Annotated in this window: 15 protein-coding genes; 6 read left to right on the top strand and 9 right to left on the bottom strand. The window is 68.5% G+C overall.

Features of this window, described 5'->3' with window-relative positions; genetic code table 11:
* The first annotated feature begins 110 nt into the window (after positions 1-110).
* Together polX and OL599_RS08310 are read left to right on the top strand one after the other, a co-directional pair.
* Positions 111-1,844 carry a DNA polymerase/3'-5' exonuclease PolX gene (polX, locus tag OL599_RS08315; protein WP_264713228.1) on the top strand — a complete coding sequence of 578 codons (1,734 nt, stop codon included), beginning with the start codon at positions 111-113 and terminating at the stop codon, positions 1,842-1,844.
* 63 nt (positions 1,845-1,907) lie between these two features.
* Entirely contained in the window at positions 1,908-2,459 is a 552-nt protein-coding gene (locus tag OL599_RS08310; protein ID WP_264713227.1) for an HPF/RaiA family ribosome-associated protein, read from the top strand.
* 28 nt (positions 2,460-2,487) lie between these two features.
* On the opposite strand, the gene OL599_RS08305 is transcribed toward OL599_RS08310, so the two are convergent.
* Positions 2,488-2,928: a DUF2267 domain-containing protein gene (locus tag OL599_RS08305; protein ID WP_264713226.1), complete on the bottom strand. Its 441-nt coding sequence runs from the start codon at positions 2,926-2,928 to the stop codon at positions 2,488-2,490.
* Positions 2,925-3,554: an HhH-GDP family DNA glycosylase gene (locus tag OL599_RS08300; RefSeq protein ID WP_264713225.1), complete on the bottom strand. Its 630-nt coding sequence runs from the start codon at positions 3,552-3,554 to the stop codon at positions 2,925-2,927. The genes OL599_RS08305 and OL599_RS08300 overlap by 4 nt, the downstream gene beginning before the upstream one ends.
* Positions 3,555-3,726: 172 nt before the next feature.
* Between OL599_RS08300 and OL599_RS08295 the strand changes: the two genes are divergently transcribed.
* A complete protein-coding gene (locus tag OL599_RS08295) occupies positions 3,727-4,836 on the top strand; it encodes a CapA family protein (protein ID WP_264713224.1) in 1,110 nt (369 codons plus the stop codon).
* A gap of 2 nt (positions 4,837-4,838) precedes the next feature.
* Complete coding sequence (locus OL599_RS08290; RefSeq protein WP_264713223.1) at positions 4,839-5,294, top strand: YbhB/YbcL family Raf kinase inhibitor-like protein; 456 nt, start codon at positions 4,839-4,841, stop codon at positions 5,292-5,294.
* A 23-nt stretch (positions 5,295-5,317) separates the two neighbouring features.
* Here the strand turns inward: OL599_RS08290 and OL599_RS08285 are convergent, their stop codons facing one another.
* Positions 5,318-6,337 (bottom strand): ribonuclease Z, encoded by a 1,020-nt coding sequence (locus OL599_RS08285; RefSeq protein ID WP_264713222.1) that lies wholly within the window; start codon positions 6,335-6,337, stop codon positions 5,318-5,320.
* A 309-nt stretch (positions 6,338-6,646) separates the two neighbouring features.
* Here OL599_RS08285 and OL599_RS08280 point away from each other — a divergent pair, with 309 nt between their 5' ends.
* Entirely contained in the window at positions 6,647-7,528 is an 882-nt protein-coding gene (locus tag OL599_RS08280) for an ABC transporter substrate-binding protein (protein ID WP_264713221.1), read from the top strand.
* Between the two features lie 120 nt (positions 7,529-7,648).
* The gene (locus OL599_RS08275; RefSeq protein ID WP_264713220.1) at positions 7,649-8,269 is read left to right on the top strand and encodes an amino acid ABC transporter permease; all 621 of its coding nucleotides are present in this window, start codon (positions 7,649-7,651) and stop codon (positions 8,267-8,269) included.
* Between the two features lie 6 nt (positions 8,270-8,275).
* Here OL599_RS08275 and OL599_RS08270 read toward each other — a convergent pair whose 3' ends face one another.
* The 6 genes from OL599_RS08270 to OL599_RS08245 are packed head-to-tail and all read right to left on the bottom strand — an operon-like array spanning position 8,276 to position 13,947.
* The gene (locus OL599_RS08270; protein WP_264713219.1) at positions 8,276-9,445 is read right to left on the bottom strand and encodes a mandelate racemase/muconate lactonizing enzyme family protein; all 1,170 of its coding nucleotides are present in this window, start codon (positions 9,443-9,445) and stop codon (positions 8,276-8,278) included.
* A gap of 51 nt (positions 9,446-9,496) precedes the next feature.
* Complete coding sequence (locus tag OL599_RS08265) at positions 9,497-10,447, bottom strand: ABC transporter ATP-binding protein (RefSeq protein ID WP_264713218.1); 951 nt, start codon at positions 10,445-10,447, stop codon at positions 9,497-9,499.
* A complete protein-coding gene (locus OL599_RS08260) occupies positions 10,444-11,397 on the bottom strand; it encodes an ABC transporter ATP-binding protein (protein WP_264713217.1) in 954 nt (317 codons plus the stop codon). Before OL599_RS08260 ends, OL599_RS08265 begins: the two co-directional genes overlap by 4 nt.
* Positions 11,397-12,185 (bottom strand): SDR family NAD(P)-dependent oxidoreductase, encoded by a 789-nt coding sequence (locus tag OL599_RS08255; RefSeq protein ID WP_264713216.1) that lies wholly within the window; start codon positions 12,183-12,185, stop codon positions 11,397-11,399. Before OL599_RS08255 ends, OL599_RS08260 begins: the two co-directional genes overlap by 1 nt.
* A gap of 11 nt (positions 12,186-12,196) precedes the next feature.
* Positions 12,197-13,030 (bottom strand): ABC transporter permease, encoded by an 834-nt coding sequence (locus OL599_RS08250; RefSeq protein ID WP_264713215.1) that lies wholly within the window; start codon positions 13,028-13,030, stop codon positions 12,197-12,199.
* Positions 13,027-13,947 carry an ABC transporter permease gene (locus tag OL599_RS08245; RefSeq protein ID WP_264713214.1) on the bottom strand — a complete coding sequence of 307 codons (921 nt, stop codon included), beginning with the start codon at positions 13,945-13,947 and terminating at the stop codon, positions 13,027-13,029. The genes OL599_RS08250 and OL599_RS08245 overlap by 4 nt, the downstream gene beginning before the upstream one ends.
* Between the last annotated feature and the right edge of the window lie 8 nt (positions 13,948-13,955).

The raw sequence follows: 13,955 nt of genomic DNA, 5'->3' as shown, positions 1-13,955 counted from the left end.
CGATGCGCTGCCTGCGCGGGCGTTTCGTTGATATTGATCAACCCCGCCCCAATCGCGGATCTTGACGTAGATCAACGCGACCGCAATCCCCTTGGCACAGGCTGCACCGCATGCCGGTCGTCAATGCCGATATCGCGAGCGAGCTCGACAAGGTCGCCGATCTGCTGGAGATCGAGGGCGCCAACCCGTTCCGGGTGCGCGCCTACCGGCAGGCGGCGCGGCTCGTCGGCAGCCTGCCGCGCAGCGTCGCGGAGATGGTGGCGGCGGGCGACGATCTCGACGCCCTGCCCGGCATCGGCCAGGATCTCGCCGGCAAGATCGCCCTCATCGCCACCGGCAAGCATCTTCCGCTGCTCGACGAACTCGAACGCGAGGTGCCGCCCGGGATCACCGCCCTGCTCGCGCTGCCCGGCCTCGGCCCGAAGCGGGTGCATGCGCTGCACGAGGCGCTGGGGATCGACAGCATCGACAAGCTGGCCGCCGCCGCCAAGTCCGGGCAGCTGCACACGGTTGCGGGATTCGGCCCCGGCATCGAAGCCCGGCTCGTCCGGGCGCTCGCGGAAGGCGCGGGACAGGCGCAGCGGGTGAAGCTTGCGACGGCCGAACAGGTGGCCGAACCGCTGCTCCGCCATCTGCGCGGCGCGGACGGCGTGCTCCAGGTCGAGATCGCCGGCAGCTATCGCCGTCGGCGCGAGACGGTGGGCGATCTCGACATCGTGGCGTCCGCCGAACCGGGCAAGCCGGTCATGGACCGCTTCGCCGGCTACGAGGATGTCGCCGAGGTGACGGAGCGCGGCACCACCCGTTCCACCATCGTGCTGCGCAACGGCCTGCAGGTCGATCTGCGCGTGGTCGCGCCGGAGAGCTTCGGTGCCGCGCTGCTGTATTTCACCGGATCGAAGGCACACAACATCGCGCTGCGCCAGATCGCCATGGCGCGAAACCTGAAGCTCAACGAATACGGGCTGTTCAGCGGGGCGAAGCGCCTGGCCGGCGCGACCGAGCAGGACCTCTACGAGCGCCTGGGCCTCACCATGGTGCCGCCGGAGCTACGGGAGGACCAGGGCGAGATCGACGCGTCCCGGCAGAAGCGGCTGCCGCATCTGGTGACGCTGGACGACATCCGCGGCGACCTGCACATGCACACCACCGCGAGCGACGGCCACGACAGCATCCTCGCCATGGCGCGGGCGGCGCAGGCACTGGGCCGCGCCTACATCGCCATCACCGACCACAGCAAGCACGTCGCCGTGACGCATGGCCTCGATGCGGCCCGCCTCGCGCGGCAGATCGACGAGATCGACCGCCTCAACGCCGGCCTCAAGGATTTCACCGTGTTGAAGGCGATCGAGGTCGACATCCTCGAGGACGGGTCGCTCGATCTGCCGGATCGCATTCTGCGGCGGCTCGATCTCGTGGTCGGCGCCGTCCATTCCGCGTTCGACCTGCCGCGCGGACAGCAGACGGCGCGGCTGCTGAAGGCGATGGACAATCCCTTGCTGAACATCCTGGCACATCCCACGGGGCGGCTGATCAATGCCCGCCCCGGCTATGCCGTGGACATCGAGGCGGTCATGCGCGGCGCGCGCGAACGCGGCTGCCATCTGGAATTGAACGCACAGCCGGATCGCCTGGACCTGAACGACACGAGCTGCCGGCTGGCCAAGGAACTCGGCCTCAAGGTGGCGATCTCCACGGATGCGCACGCGACGACCCAGCTCGGCCATATGCGCTTCGGCATCGACCAGGCACGGCGCGGCTGGCTCGAACCCGGCGACGTGCTGAACGCCGCGTCCCTGGCCGACCTGCGCCGCATGCTGCGCCGGGACGTCCCGGCGGTTTGATCGAGGTCAAGGCCGCTGCCCTTGCAGGCGCGCTACACTTCATTTCCGCTCTGGGAGGCCGACATGCAGGAGCCGCTTCGGATCGCCTTTCGCAACATGGAGGCGCCGGCCGCCATCGAGGAAGAAATCCGCGACCATGTCGCCGAGCTTGAGACATTCTTCGATCGCATCACGAACTGCAGCGTGGTGGTGGAGGCGCGCCACCATCACCATCGCCAGGGCAGGCTGTTCCATGTCAGCATCCGCCTGACCGTCCCTGAACGTGAAATCTTCGTGCAGCGCGATCCGGCGGAAGATCACGCGCACGAGGATCTGCACGTGACGATCCGCGACGCTTTCGCCGCGGCCCGGCGCCAGCTTCAGGATCACGCCCGCGAAAAGCGTGGCGACGTGAAAGTGCACGAAGCCCCCGCCATCGGGCGGATCGTTCGCCTGTTCCCCGAACGCGGCTATGGCTTCCTCGCCACCGATACGGGCGACGAGGTCTATGTCCACCGCAACGCCGTGCTCGGCCGCGGCTTCGACGCGCTGCGCGTCGGCGACCGGGTGCGCTATGTCGTCAAGGAGGGCGAAGGCGAGCAGGGGCCGCAGGCAAGCACCGTGGTCCCGCTATAGGAGCATCCTGCCGCCTGGCAGTGCGCAGTCAGATGGCTTCGCCGGGGGCCGGCCACAATTCCCGGATGCGCTCGGGCAATGCCCGCTTCACCTTGTCCGCCTGCTCGAGCGTGACATGCTTGCCGACAACGGCGAAGACGCTGCGCGTGGCCTGCCGCACATTCAGCGGCCGGATGCCACCGAGATTGACGGCGACGCAGGCCAGGAATTCGTCCACCGTATGCGACCGCTCCGGCATGTGCCCCGGCCGGAACTGGTCGTAGTAGGTTCCGCGCACCAGAAGCGGCAACTGCGCACCCAGATGGGCGGCGAGTTCCAGCGGCAGGCGATCGCGCAACGCCCTCAGCACCGCGCCCAGCACATGCCAGGCCACGCTTCTGTCGGGCCCGACCGTGTCCATCACCTCGTCCAGCCAGATATGCGTCGTCTGCAGGGTCTTGTCGAATGCGTCGAGACCTGTGCTGCTCATTGCGATCCTCCAGGAATTGCGTGTCTCACCCAACGCCTATGCCGCACGAGGCCGGCTTCCAGCCGGGCGAAGTCAAGGCTCTTCCGGTCATATTTGCCGAGGTCGATCCCTAGTCGCCGCGCCAGCGCCTGCACGGGGGGCGACGGTGCGGGATCGGCTTTCGCCCAATAAGGGCGCAGTTCACGGAGAAAGATATTCACAGTGACTGGTCCAACGCCATGGAAGGCCAGAAGCCTTCCCTCCAGGTCGCGAGCGTCGCGCGCCGCTGCGTGCAACCTTGAAAGCCGACCGCCATAAAGCTCCAGCAGCATCTCGCACGCACGCAGTATCTTCCTGGATTTGCTTTCGTCGTAGCGCACATACCCGCCCTCGCGCATGACCGGGTTCACCAGATAATCCCAGCCGGCCGCGATGATCGCCTGCGGGCTCGTGAGGCCGTGGCGCACGAACGAGCGGTAGGTGTTGCGCGCGATCGTCTCGGAAATCCGCTGGCCGAACAGCAGGCTGGCAAGGAACCAGCAGAACAGGTCCTGCTCCCGGCCACGCGCGAGATCGAGCCCGAGTTCCTCGGAGTAGAGCTGCGCGTGCGCCAACTGGTCCAGTTCCGGCACGGCGCGTGTCGCCATGGATCGTGCCTTCGCCTCATGCGAGGCTGGCCATATAACATCCCGTGGCGCTCGATGATGATCGCGGCCTTGTGATCCTGCGCGGCGCCCGACAGCGCCCCCTGCGACGCATGATCCGCCGCAGGAGAGCCGCGATGCAGGCCGACATGCACCTCGTTCCCGCCGTGCGGACATGACGGAGGTCCGGCTGTTCCTTTGCGGCGACGTGATGCTCGGGCGGGGCATCGACCAGATCCTGCCGCATGCCAACCCGCCGGATCTCTATGAGCCGCATGTCCGTTCGGCCACCACCTATCTGAGCCTGGCGGAGGCCGCGAACGGCCCGATTCCGCGCCATGCCGGCCCGGCCTATGTCTGGGGCGACGCGCTGGCGGTGCTGCGCGCCGCGGCGCCGGACGCAAGGATCGTCAACCTTGAAACCGCCATCACCGCCAGCAGCCAGCCCTGGCCCAAAGGCATCAACTACAGGATGCATCCCGACAATGTCGGCTGCCTGACCGCGGCACGGATCGACTGCTGCATGCTGGCGAACAATCACGTGCTGGACTGGGGCGAAGCGGGCCTGCTGGACACCCTGTCCACGTTGCGGCGCGCCGGCATTGCCCGTGCCGGAGCAGGCCGCAACGCGGCCGAAGCCGCCGCGCCCGCCGTGCTGCCGCTCGCCGGCGGCGCGCGCGTGCTGGTCTTCGGCTACGCTTCGTCCACAAGCGGTGTTCCACAGGACTGGGCCGCCGGCGCCGGCACGCCCGGGGTCGATCTGCTGCCCGATCTGTCGGCCCGAACCGCGACGCGCATCGCCGAAGCGGCACAGGCGCAGCGGCAGGCGCGTGACCTGCTGATCGCCTCGGTACACTGGGGCGGCAACTGGGGCCACGACATCCCCGCGCCGCAGCGCACCTTTGCCCATGCCCTCGTGGATGGCGGGTTCGACGTTGTGCACGGCCATTCGTCGCACCATGCCAAAGGCATCGAGGCCTACCGGCAGAAGCTGGTGCTGTACGGCTGTGGCGACTTCATCAACGACTACGAGGGCATTTCGGGCTACGAGGAATTCCGCGCCGATCTCGTCGTGATCTATCTGCCGCGCCTCGATGGCGAGACCGGCCGGCTGCTGTCACTGGAGATGGTGCCGATGCAGATCCGCCGCTTCCGCTTGAACCGCCCGTCGGCCCAGGACGCCAAATGGCTGCATGATGTGCTCGCACGGGAAAGCGCCAGACTGGGCACCGTGATCGCCCTGCACGCCGATGACAGCTTCAGCATCATGAAAGGAGGGCTGTGAGCATGCGCCTGACCAGCACCGACCTTGCCCCCAACGCCCGGATCCCCACGCGCTTCACCTGCGACGGCGCCGATGTCTCGCCGCCGCTGGCCTGGTCGGACCCACCCGCGGCCACGAGAAGCTTCGCGCTGGTCTGTGCCGACCCCGATGCGCCCGGCGGCGTCTGGTACCACTGGGCGATCTATGACATTCCGCCGACCACGCTTGCCCTGCACGAGCACTGGCCGCCGGCAGGCGCCTCGCCGCCCCAGGCGACCAACGACTTCCGCCACCCCGGCTATGGCGGACCCTGTCCGCCGTCCGGGCATCGCCCGCATCACTATGAATTCCGACTGTACGCGCTGGACGTCGACCGGCTGGGCCTGAAGCCGCACCCGCATTGCCGCGATGTCGAAGCTGCGGCCCGCTCACACGCCATCGCCACGGCAGAGCTCATCGCCACATACGGGCGCAACTGAACCGCGCCGCCGCTGCCCGTGCGTCAGGCGGTGGGTCCGAGGCCCTGGAAGGCGCGTTGCGCTTCCTCCGACAGCACGTCGCCACGCTCGGCATAGCGGGTGGAGAAATGGCAGGGCGCCAGCCGCTTCACCTGCGCGTGACGGGCGATCAGGCCGGCGCGATGCGCGGTCAGATGGTTCTTGCGCATGGCATGCGCCGCATCCGCCAGGAGGAACGTGCATTCGATGAACAGCACGTCGGCGCGCCAGGCCAGGCGCTCGATCCGCGCCACATTCGCCACGTGATCGCGCGCATCCACCACATACGCGATCTTCTGGCCGGCGACGACCGTGGCAAGTGCGCGCAACGCGCCAAGCGGCAGCGTGACCGGCGTGACACCTTCGTCGCTCCGCCGCAGCGCACGGATGGGGGTGTCGTCCGGCGCGTCCTGCAGGAGGGCGCGCTTGAGCGCCCCGAGCCACGGCCCGACCTCCAGGCCGAGTTCATCGAGCCGGGTTTTCCAGATGTTCACATGCGCCCGCTCTTCCAGCGCGAAGCCCAGGCACGGGGTGGCATGATCGAGCACCGCGCAACGCACCTGCAACGCGCCGCATGACGCCAGCACGTCGCCTTCAATCCTGGCCTCCGGCATGGGTTCGCGCCGGAATGCGTGCCGGGACTGGAAGCGTGCGCTCCATACGATGCCGCCGTCGTGCACCTCGCTCACGTCGAAAATCAGGTTCCCGTCGTAGTTTCCGATCACGTTCCACGTGTAGGCGTGCAGCTTATGTTCGATCCGGTCGATGAAGTCGGCAGGGCCGTACATCGCGACCGTCTTCTCGCGCCCGAGCAGCACGCGCAGCAGGCGGTCGAACCCGGCAAAGTGGTCCATGTGCGCGTGGCTGACGAAGGCATGGCTCACCCGCAGCAGCTTGCGCGGCGACAGCGGCGAAAGGTCACCGAGGTCGAACAGCATCGCCCGGCGCTCGAACATGATCTCGGCGTACAGCGACGGATCGCCGAATGGGCCGTTCACCAGATGGCAATGGACGATCGGTCGCATGCGGCGGCTCTGCCCGGCGGTTGAACAGGGTCCCGCTTGCTACGCCCTGCGGGACGCCGGCGCCATACCGATCCGGGTCGGCGGCCAGGGCACGTGTTCGCTTGCGGGAACGCCGCATCCCGGCGATGCTGTTCCAGCTGGGCGGCCGTCGTGCCGTGGCAACCGCCGAACGCCGCCCTCGCCGCCCTGCTGTCGCTCCGGCCGCGTCAATGCCTCTCCTGGCGTCCGACACAGGTATCCGGGCTTTGCCGCCGCCGGCCGGTCCGCGCGTGCAACGCACGCAGACGACACAACGATCAGGAGAGGGACATGACAAGATATGACAAAGCCGCATGGCGATTCCCAGGCGCGATCGCCACGGTCGTCCTGCTGGCGGTCGCACTCGCCGGCGGCCCGGCCCAGGCGCAGGCCCGGAAATCCATGATGGACCAGGTGCTCGACCGCAAGGAACTGCGCGTCGGCGTCGAGCTGAAATATCCCCCGATCATGTATCGCGACGCCAGCGGTAACCCGCAGGGCTTCGAGGTCGAGCTGGCGCGCACGATGTGCAAGACGCTCAACGTGACCTGCAATTTCGTCGACGTCGAGTTCCCGGCGCTGATCCCGGCGCTGCAATCGGGCAAGATCGACATCATCGTGGCCCAGATGGCGCTGACGCCGGCCCGTGCCATGGTCGTCGATTTCTGCAAGCCGTTCGAGGCGACCGGCGACGTGGTGATCGTGTCTCCGAAATCGCCGCTCGCTGAAACCACGACGGCGAAGGACGTGGTCGACGCCCTCAACAAGCCCGACGTGAAGATCGCGGTGCAGCTCAGCACGGTCGAATCCCAGCTGCGCAGTGCGGTGTTCGCGAAGACGACGCCCGTGGACGTGAGCGGTCCGCTGGACGCCTTCCTGCAAGTGATCTCGGGGCGGGCCGACGCCACGCTTTCCGATGACGTGAGCGCGTTGAAATACGCGCAGGAGCATCCGGGGTCGATCAAGGTGCTGCTGGACGGTCGGCACCAGCCCTATCTGCGCAACTTCCCGTCCGGCGGCGGCGTGCTGCGCGGCAACGGCGATTTCTGCCGCTGGGTCGACGTCCAGGTGCAGGACTGGATCAATTCCGGCGCCTACCAGGCCGCCTATCTGAAAGAGGTGGGCTGGCCGCCGCCACTTGCGGAACTGCAGCTGCTTCGCGGCGGCTACTGAGCGGCGCTGCGCCGGCGGAGCCGTTCCGCCGGCGCGGCAGATCGTCATCAGTCGTAACGGGGGTGCGGATTGGACGGGGCATACACTTTCCGATGGAGCACCCTGATTCCGTATATCCCGATGTTCGGCGAAGGGTTGCTCGTCACCTTCGAGATCTCGGTCGTCGCGCAACTGGTCGGCATCGTCATCGGGCTGATCGCGGGCCTGGCGCGGCTGTCGCAACGCCGCGTCGTGCAATCCGTCGCCGTGGCATATATCGATTTCTTCCGCGGCGTTCCGCTGCTGGTCACGCTGGTGTGGATCTATTACGGCGTCGCGCTGCTGTTCGGGATCAACATATCCGCCTTCGTCGCCGGCGTGTCCGGGCTCGGCATCACGCTGGGCGCCTATCTGGCGGAGGTGTTCAGGGCCGGCGTGCAGGCGATCCCGCGCGGCCAGACGGAGGCGGCATACTCGCTCGGGCTCAACCGCCGCCAGACGATGTGGTGCGTGGTCCTGCCGCAAGCTCTGCGGATCGTGTTCCCGCCGCTGGCGAACAGCTTCATCGGCATGCTGAAGGACTCGTCGCTGGTGGCCATCCTGTCGGTGACGGACCTGATGCGCGTCGGCATGATCGTGGCCGCCGACACGTTCCGGGCGTTCGAGGCCTACACATTCGTGGCCGTGATCTACTACGTCGTCACCTTCATCACGGCACGCGCGGTGACACGGATCGAGAAGCTGTACGTGATCCCGCGCTGACGTCCGCTACGCCACCCGGTACCGGACCAAGGCGTCTTCGTTCAGCTCGGCGCCCAGGCCTGGCTTCCCGGGCTTGTGGATCAGGCCGTCCACGAAATCGAAGTCGTCCACCGCCAGCTCCCGCCGCAACGTCTCCGTGCACAACTCGGGCGGCAGGTATTCGATGAATTTGCAATGAGGGGTGTTGAAGGCCAGGTGCGCCGTTGCCGTGACGGACACGCCCGTCTTCCAGCAATGCGGCACGATCAGCCGGTCGCGCGCCGCAGCCATGTCGCAGACGGCCTTGGCCTCGCCGAACCCGCCGACGCGGCCGATATCGGGCTGGGCCACGTCGATCCTGCCGCGGTCCAGCAGGTCCTCGAATTCCCATCGCGTCGCCTGCCACTCGCCGGCGGCGATGCGCATCGGCGCCTCGTCATGCAGCCTGGCATATTCGTCGAGGCGGTCGATCCAGATTGGCGTCTCCAGGAAGAAGATGTCGAACGCCGCCCAGTCGCGCACCGTCCGCAGCGCCGTCGCCGCATCGGGCCACATGTACTGCACGTCGATCATCAGTGCGATGTCAGGACCGAGCGTCTTTCGCACCGCCTCGACGACGCGCGTGTGCTTGTCAGCCTCCTCGTGCATGCCGTCATGGGCGTAGGGGCCGCTCATGCTCACCTCCGCCTTCACGGCGCGGAAGCCAAGCTGCTTCGCGCGCTCCGCCCATTCGCACAGCGAATCCCGATACGCCTCCCATTGCCGCCCCGCCGGCTGCAGGGAGGCATAGGGAACCACGAAGTCCTGCCGCGCGCCGCCGAGCAGCTCGAAGATCGGCTTGCCCTCGGACTTGCCGCGAATGTCCCACAACGCCATGTCGATGGCGCCAAGGGCATGGATCACCGCGCCGCGCCGCCCGTTCATGCAGGTGCCGACATAGATGCGCTGCCACAGTTCCTCGATGCGCAGCGGATCCGCGCCAATCAGCAACTCGCGCATGCCCAACCCCATCGTGTGGGTGCCCGGAGCCTCGACGCAGGCCTTGGCGATCCAGGGATTCACATCGGACTCGCCGATGCCGGCGATGCCCTCGTCGGTGCGCACGATGACGATGAAGCTGTCCTGCGCGGAGGACGTGCTGCCGGTGCTCATGTTGGGCGCGAGCAGCACGTAGCACTCGACATCAACGATCTTCATGGGCGTTGTCCTCCGATGCAGAGGATGGAGGCGGTCCGTTCGTCCCCGGCCCTACTCCGCCAGGTGGCAAGCCACCATCGACTCGCCCACCTTGCGCCATTCCGGCACTTTCTGCCGGCAGATGTCCACTGCCATCGGGCAGCGCGTATGGAACCGGCATCCCGCCGGCGGCGCCGCCGGGCTCGGAATCTCGCCGCTCAGCGGCACGCGCGGCTTGGCGCGCTGCACGGCCGGATCGGGCTCCGGCACCGCGGCCAGCAGCGCGCGCGTATAGGGATGGCGCGGCGCGGCATAAAGCGCCTCGCGCGGCGCCAGCTCCGCGAGACAGCCGAGATACATCACCGCCACCCGGTCGCAGACATGCCTGACCACCGCGAGGTCGTGGGAGACGAACAGGCTGGACATGCCAAGCCGCGCCTGCAGCTCCACCAGCAGGTTCAGGATCTGCGCCCGTACCGACACATCCAGCGCCGAAACCGGCTCGTCACACACCAGCAGCGCCGGGCGCAGGGCCAGCGCGCGGGCAATGACGATGCGCTGCCGCTGACCGCCGCTGAACTGGTGCGGATAACGCCCGGCGTGATCCGGCCGCAACCCGACCTCCTCCAGCAGCGCCGCCACGCGATCGCGCAAGGCGGCGCCCCGGGCGACGCCGCGCACCAGCAGCGGCTCGCCGACAGCGGCGCCCACGGTCATGCGCGGATTGAGCGAGGTCACGGGGTCCTGGAACACCATCTGCACCCGCGCCCGCACAGCGCGCAACGTGCGGCGATTGGCGCCGGCGAGCTCGGTGCCCAATACGCGCACGCTGCCGCGCGTGGGTGCCAGCAACCCCACCACGGTGTTGGAGACGGTGGACTTGCCGCAACCGGATTCGCCGACCAGGCCCAGCGTCTCGCCCGGCGCGATATGGAACGACACACCGTCAACCGCACGGATCGGCGCGCCCCCGCGGCCGGGGAAATGCACGGCCAGATCGGTGATTTCCAGGACAGCGCTCATCGCACGCGCTCGGCATGGAAGCAGGCGGACAGCCTGCCATCGCCCACGCTGCGCAGCGGCGGCGTGGCTTCGGCGCAATGCGCATCGGCCAGCGGACAACGCCCGGCGAAGCGGCAGCCGGGGCCGAACTCCGCGGGCGTAGGCACCCGTCCCTCGATCACCGCCAGCTTCGATTTCGGCACATCCGACAGCCGCGGGATCGAGGCCAGCAGCAGCGCGGTATAGGGATGGCGCGGCGCCGCGAAGATCGCCTCGGTCGGCCCGGTCTCCGCGATACGCCCGGCATACATCACCGCCACGCGGTCGGCGATGTCGGCCACCACCCCCATGTCGTGCGTGATCAGCACCACCGCGGTCTGCCGCTCGGTGGCAAGGCGGCGCAGCAGGTCCAGGATCTGCGCCTGGATGGTCACGTCCAGCGCCGTCGTCGGCTCGTCGGCCAGCAGCACCGCGGGGCCAGAGATCAGCGCCGTCGCGATCATCACCCGCTGGCACATGCCTCCGGACAGCTCGAACGGATACTGGTCGATGCGCCGGTCCGGATCGGAGATGCCGACATCCTCCAGCATCTTGCGCACCTGCGGACGCGCCTGCGCCACGGAAAGGCGCAACGCTTCGGCCACCTGCGTCCCCACAGTGGCCAGCGGATCCAGCGCCGCCTGCGGTTCCTGGAAGATCATCGACAGCCGCCGCCCGCGCAGCTCCCGCATGCGGCGTTCCGGCAAGGCGGAGATCTCCTCCGCCCCCAGACGCACGCGGCCGCTCACCTGGCGGATGGCGGCGGGCAGCAGGCGCATCACCGCCTGCGCCGTCAGCGACTTGCCGCACCCGGACTCGCCCACCAGCGCCAGCACCTCGCCGGGGGCGACCGAGAAGCCCACGCCATCGACGACCTGCGCCGGACCGATGGCCAGCGACAGGTCCTCGACGACAAGCGCAGGCTGCGTCATCAGCTTTTGGCGGGCGCCGGCTGGTACGTGCCGATGGAGTTGCCGCCGTCGACGCTGATCATGGTGCCGGTGACGAACGCCGCCGCCTTCGAGCACAGATACAGCACCATGGCCGGCGTGTCGCCCGGCCCGCTGGTGCGCCCCATCGGAATGCGCGCGATCATGCGCTCCACATAGTCTTCCGGCAGCAGCGAGAAATCGCTGCCCGGCGCGAAGCCCGGCTCCACCACGTTCACGCGGATGCGGTGCGGCGCCAGTTCCAGCGCCTGGCCCTTGGACAGCCGCTCCAGCGCCGTCTTGGACATGCAGTACGTCACCGACCCCGTCGGCATCTGCCGCGCCGCGCCCGAGCCGATATTCACGAACGCACCCTGCACGTTGCGCGCGATCATCAGCCTGGCCATCTCCTTGGTCACGATGAACGGCGCACGCACGTTCACGTCCATGATGCGGTCGAACTCGGCCTCGTCCAGGTTCAGCAGGATGCCCGTGCGCGGGTACACGCCGGCATTGTTGATGACGATATCCGGCGCCTCCCATTCCCCCGCCACCGTCAGGGCAAGGTCGCGGATCGAGCTGGCATCGGTCAGGTCGGTGCCGTGCAGCAGCGTGGTCGCCGGGTCCAGGCCCAGGCGGGCCGCCACGTCATCGAGCTTGTCGCGCCGCAGGTCGGACAGGCACAGCACCGCGCCTTCCCGCGCGAACGCGGCCGCGATCCAGCCGCCATAGATGCCGGCCGCCCCCGTCACCACGACGCGCTTGCCCTTGAACTCGCCTTCATAGTTCATGTTCTGCTCCGTTATCGGCTTTGCGAACGGGGGTCCACGCGGTCGCGCAGCCAGTCCCCGAACAGGTTCACGCACAGCACCAGCACGAACAGGCACGCGCCGGGAAACACCGTCAGCCACCAGGCCCGCGCCACGTATTGCCGCCCGGCACTCATGATCGAGCCCCAGGACGGAAATGGCGGCTGGATGCCCAGGCCGAGGAAGGACAGCCCCGCCTCGAACAGGATCATCAGGCCGAACTCGGTGGTCGCCACCACCATCAGCGGCCCGGCGATGTTCGGCAGCACGTGGCGCAACAGGATGCGCAGCGCCGAGCTGCCGGCCATTTCGGCCGCGCGGATATAAGGCAGGTTCGCCACCTGCAGCGTCTGCGCATAGGCCACGCGGGTATAGCGCGGCCAGCGCGTGAGCCCGAGCACCAGCACCAGGTTGAGGAATCCCGGCCCCAGCACCGCCACCGTCAGCACCGCCAGCAAGATCGCGGGAATGGACAGCATGGTGTCCACCAGCCGCATGATCAGGATCGCCGGCCAACCCCGGAACCACCCGGCGAGCAGGCCCAGCAGCGTGCCGACAAGCAGCGATACCGACACCGACAGCGCCGCCACCGCCAGCGACGCCCGCGCCCCGTACAACACGCGCGACAACAGGTCCCGGCCTAGGTCATCGGTCCCCAGCAGGAACGTCCCGGCCGCGAGCGTGGTGCCCGGCGGCCGCAGCCGCAACAGCAGCGACTGCCGCAACGGATCGAACGGCGCCAGGATCGGCGCCGCCACCGCCGCCACCACGAAGGCAGCGAGCAGCGCCAGCAACAGGGCGACGCCCGGCGTGATGCGGCCGCTCACGCGCCCATCCGTATCCGCGGATCGATCGCGGCATAGGCCAGATCCGCCAGCAGGTTCGTGCCGACATAAACGACCGAGACGAACAGCACCACCGTCTGCACGACCAGGAAGTCCCGCGCCGCGATCGACTGGATCGCCAGCTGGCCGATGCCCGGCCAGGCGAACACCGTCTCCACGATCACCGCGCCCGCCAGCAGGTTGCCCACTTCCAGCGCCGTCACGGTCACCACGGGAATGGCGGCGTTGCGCAGCACGTGCCGCCCCACCGCCGCCGCCAGCGACAGCCCGCGCGCCCGCGCCGCCGCCACGTAGTCACGCGACAGCTCATCCAGCACGGCGATCCGGGTCATGCGCGCGAAGGTGGACATGGTCAGCGCGCCCAGCGCCACCGACGGCATCACCAGTGAGCCCAGGCTGTCGGCCCCCGAGGTCGGCAGCCAGCCCAGGTTCACCCCGAACAACAGGATCAGCAGGATGCCCGACCAGAAAGTGGGCAGGCTCTGCCCGGTCAGCACGAAGGCCGCCAGCGCGCGCTCCAGCACGCTGCCGCGCCACACCGCCATGGCGATGCCGGCGGGAATGCCGATGCCCAGCGCCACCACCAGCGAACCGGCGGCGAGCGCCATCGTATAGGGAATGCGCTCGCCCACGATCCCCGCCACCGGCGCCCGCTGCACCAGCGATTCCCCCAGATCCAGCCGCGCGAGATCCGCCAGGTACGCCCCGTACTGCACCACCAGCGGCCGGTCGAAGCCGAGCTGGTGGCGAAGCGCGGCGATCTGCTCGGCGGTGGCGCCCTCGGGCACCAGCAGCAGCGTCGGGTCGCCGGACAGGCGCATGACGAAGAACACCATCGTCAGCACCCCGAAGGTGGCGACGATCGCCTGCCCGACCCGCCCGGCGATGTGGCGCAGCATCAGCGCCC

Origin of the sequence: Limobrevibacterium gyesilva (assembly GCF_025989185.1) — a bacterium.
GTDB classification, from domain to species: Bacteria; Pseudomonadota; Alphaproteobacteria; order Acetobacterales; family Acetobacteraceae; genus Limobrevibacterium; species Limobrevibacterium gyesilva.
Note: the sequence above shows the minus strand (reverse complement) of the source record. Positions and strands in the feature narration are given on the sequence as shown.